The organism is Xenorhabdus sp. BG5 (assembly GCF_015163665.1).
Lineage (GTDB): Bacteria > Pseudomonadota > Gammaproteobacteria > Enterobacterales > Enterobacteriaceae > Xenorhabdus.
Map to the genome: position 1 here is coordinate 1 of NZ_JADEUG010000060.1, position 4,003 is coordinate 4,003.

Here is a 4,003-nt window from a genome sequence, read left to right on the forward strand (position 1 = left end):
GGCTCAGTTGCTGGATAAGCACGAATTCAGCGATGCCAGTTGGGGCTGGGGGTATCACAGCACCTTACCGTGGTCGTTTCAGTTAGAACACTGGCGGTTACATCAGCAGGTGTTGCTGCGTGGTCAGATTGTGGTACTGCGGCTGATGGATAACCGTATTTTCGCACCGTTGTTGCCCGCTCTAAAACCGGGGGACTGGCGTGAACTGTTAACACCGGTTAATGAGCTGATGATCGATACACCTGACCCGAGTTGCTATTACCGACCAGAAAATTGCCCTCAGGAACTGAGTACGAGTTTGTTTGTGTTGGGTGATCATTTGATTGAAGCCCGTTACTCAACTAATACGACTCTCAAAAATCTAGCTTACGCGTTAAGTTGCCAACTTTGGGAAGAAGATCCTGAATTAGCATTGAAACTGGATGAGCCGGAAGGGAAATTGCAGCACAGCCTTATAGCATGGCTGAAACAGGCGAGAGATGAAAAACGCAAACTGGACAAGTTAACAATTGATCATTTTATTACCGATAACCAACAGCTTGCTCTCAACGCACGCATTGACGGATAAATAAAATATAAGGAAGACAAGAATGAAACGGTTAGATCCAACAGATTGCATTGATTGCCAGAAGATACTAAAAAACTGGGTTGAATTTCAGCTTGTGGATGAACAGGGTAAGCCACTGACAGGGATACCTTATAAGCTGAAAAGTCGGGGAAACAAAAGCATTATACGGACGGGTACTACGGATGGAAAGGGAATATTGCGTGAAGAAGATCTTCCACCTATGCCTGTAACGCTCTCTGTTTCAGCACAGCCTCTTGCTGATAAAGTGACACAAAGCCTTCCTCGCCGAGATACTGGCCGTAGAGGTAATCTATATGTTAGAAAGAATAGCTTCGTCAATAAATATGAATATCAGTACATTACGTTAGGAGAGATCAGCGATAGTTTTCCTAAAGTAAAAGGCTGGCAAGACGAGGAACTAAAAACATCTGTACACTTTAAAAACTCGACATTAAAAGGATTCACTGCTCACCCCCTTAATCGGCGGTATGTACTAGAGATCCAAGCAATAGAAAGTGGTATCAATTTGACCATTGGTGTCTTTTTTGATGGGACGGGAAATAATGTGGATAATACCGATGAACGTCTCTGTGCCAAAGAAAAGAATGATCTCACTCCAGAACAACTTGATAAATTTATCTGTTCATTTAACAAATATGGTGAATCTGGTGATGTCTCACGGCTGAGTTACGACAACTATTATACCAATGTGCTTTTTTTATATAAGATATATTCAACAGATGAAATTAGTGAGGGAAATCATCAGATTAAAGTATATATTGAGGGAGTTGGAACAATATCAGGCGAATCTGACAGTGTTTGGGGTTATGGAACAGGAAGATGGCTTACCGGAGTTATAACCAAAACTGACATCGCTATCCAAAGAATAAAAACCGCATTGTCAGAATACTTAAAAGGAACAAAGGATAATATCAGATCTCTCCAGTTCGATATTATTGGCTTTAGCCGAGGTGCTGCATCATCCCGCCATTTTGCTAACCGTGTCTTAAAGCAAGATGCAGATTTATTAAACGTAATTAATGAATGTTTCTCCAATCATCGATATCTGGCAAAATCACGCTACCCCACGGGGCACACCCGCCTTCTAGGCATTTATGATACAGTTACCGCGATTGCTGAACCAAACAATGCTCTTAATCCCCACGATTCTTCCGTAACAGGTCCAGCCAATATCTTTTTATCGAATAATATTGCAAAACATGTTTTCCATATTACTGCCAAAAACGAATGCCGATATAACTTTTCCTTAAATAGCGTTAAACCTTCGTGGCCAGAACTCGAACTCCCAGGTGCTCACGCCGATGTTGGTGGTGGCTATGACCCAATGACTATAGAAACATTATGTATTACCCGCCCTAAGGTCACAATAGTGGAAACCTCAATCCCAGATCACACTACTAACGTTTATAAAGATGCTCAGGATGAATTATCCAAAATGAAAAAATCTCCAACGATTGGCTCATTACTTACAGACAAAGATGTCAAATTAGTTACATGGAGTGAATATAAACCTAATGTCCAATATCCTAAACCTATTAAAAATGTCGCAGCTGCTGCCGTACTTTCCCGTACAATATTTAATGATTGGTCTAAAGTCGGGATGCTAGTTATGCTTGATTTCGCCAAAGAAGTTGGAGCAATTTTTGACAAACCTGATGATAATGATAAAAATTATCAACTCCCAGCAGAACTTCAACCACTGTCAGAAAAAGCCATCACACAGGGACGAGCCATTAGGCAGGGACAACCATTGATACCTTTTACACCTGAAGAGCTTGCCTTAATACAGTCAAAATACGTCCATTTTTCAGCACACTGGAATGGCGTAAAAACAGTAAATAATAAAATTCATGGGGATACTTATCCCGCTGCGATTTTTTACGCTAACCGACCTTGTGATGATTGGCTCAGAGTAATTTTTGACATCAACGGTAAGGAGATCTAAAAATGAAAAGAAAGTCATTAACCTTACTGCTAGTGTTAAGTCTGGTGATATTGCTGCTAGGCTACTTCGGTTGGGCGTATATAAAAACTTTTGCACGCGCCTTTTCTACTGGTTCACATAACATTAAAACTGTGACTTATAAACCGATTGAACACAACAATGAATTATTGCCTTATGAAATGTGGGAATTTCAATTTACCACCGCCAAAGAACTCCCTGTTCGCATTAACTTGATTCATTTTCTTGATGAAAATAACCATATTGTGCAGACATTTACACCTACTCAATTTTATGCAGATCACAGGGCTGTAGAAAGGGATACTACCATTAAAAATCATGATAAAATTTTGCCTTACACATTGATAATCTGTTGGAATTCAATAGCTGAGAAGAGAGATATCCAAACAAACTTCCTTTTTAAACAACAAATCCAGGAATTTATTAGAAACCCTGTTACCAATTCCAGTGATGAAACGCAATCATCTGATTACCGAAATAATATTGATATTATGTTGTTATCATGGGGAAGCTCCCTCGCTAAGTTACACATTATTGATAAAAATAATCAGGATCCTATCTTGGTCGCCACCGGTGAATCGATTTATGGCGATAAAATGACTTTATGTCAGGACAAAACAAACCATCCTGAGAAATATTCTGAGAGCAGAAAAACCTTTATCAAGGGAAAAGATACCGCTAAGGGGAATTCTTGAAGTTATTTCAGTATCAGGAACTAAATAAGCTTTCAAAATAGTAGATAACTTGGAGGAAACTCAGTCCAATTTTTGCGATCTGATTAATCGCCAAATCAAAAAAATCCCAAAATGGACTGAGTCATGCGAATCATAGCACCAATCCCCCGAAGTGAACGACGCCAGAACCCTTCATTGTTCACGTTCTTCCGTTCATCGTTGTATAAATGGGTTAACATTATATGGGCTGGAAGGATTAAAAAGCTTGCCGGGAGGCAGACCCACTTGATGGAATTTAGCCCCGATTTTTAGCTTGCTGTCGTTCTTGTTATCACACTCCCCGCAGGATTTTAACTGCTTGCGTTCACGCTGGAGTATTGAACTTATCACTCAGATAATCAATGAATTATTAGGATTGTCACTGGCGAAAAGTACGCTTTATATGGAATATACTATTCTGATGTTCTTTCCTATATAAACAAGAGAATTATTAATCTAAAAGGAAATGGAGATGATTAAAAAAATACTCTTTTTTTGTTGGTGCTATTATCTTTTAAGGCGTTAGCTTTTGAAAAGTCTACTGAGATTATGTGTTTTACTTCATATGGTGAAAAACCAATAAATATAAAATATGTCACTTTGTATTCAGAAAAAGATAAAGCCTATCGCTGGATTAACGCAATAAGTGCAACATGCGCCCGGTATAGGCTTCCATTGGCGTCAGCCCATTTAAAATCTTTCTTGGTGTCATATTCAGCCTCAATTCCATATCGCTGA

At 39.3% G+C, this 4,003-nt stretch carries 3 protein-coding genes and 1 pseudogene; all 4 read left to right on the top strand.

All coding sequences use genetic code 11. From position 1 onward, the window contains the following. Positions 1 to 568 (top strand): DUF4123 domain-containing protein (locus tag IQ209_RS17645; RefSeq protein ID WP_193852490.1); only part of this gene is annotated, 568 nt, incomplete at its 5' end. Positions 569 to 590: 22 nt separating this feature from the next. Continuing rightward, on the top strand, positions 591 to 2,534 hold the full coding sequence (locus IQ209_RS17650; RefSeq protein ID WP_193852491.1) for a phospholipase effector Tle1 domain-containing protein: 1,944 nt from the start codon (positions 591 to 593) through the stop codon (positions 2,532 to 2,534). 2 nt (positions 2,535 to 2,536) lie between these two features. Further along, the gene (locus IQ209_RS17655; RefSeq protein ID WP_193852492.1) at positions 2,537 to 3,247 is read left to right on the top strand and encodes a DUF2931 family protein; all 711 of its coding nucleotides are present in this window, start codon (positions 2,537 to 2,539) and stop codon (positions 3,245 to 3,247) included. 160 nt (positions 3,248 to 3,407) lie between these two features. After that, positions 3,408 to 3,668 (top strand): annotated as a pseudogene (locus IQ209_RS18515) (IS630 family transposase); the annotation flags it as partial. Positions 3,669 to 4,003: the final 335 nt, after the last annotated feature.

What these genes read in the sequence shown, in the direction of transcription:
- IQ209_RS17650 (WP_193852491.1), top strand. Translation starts at nt 591, where the DNA reads ATGAAACGGTTAGATCCAACAGATTGCATTGATTGCCAGAAGATACTA.
- IQ209_RS17655 (WP_193852492.1), top strand. Translation starts at nt 2,537, where the DNA reads ATGAAAAGAAAGTCATTAACCTTACTGCTAGTGTTAAGTCTGGTGATA.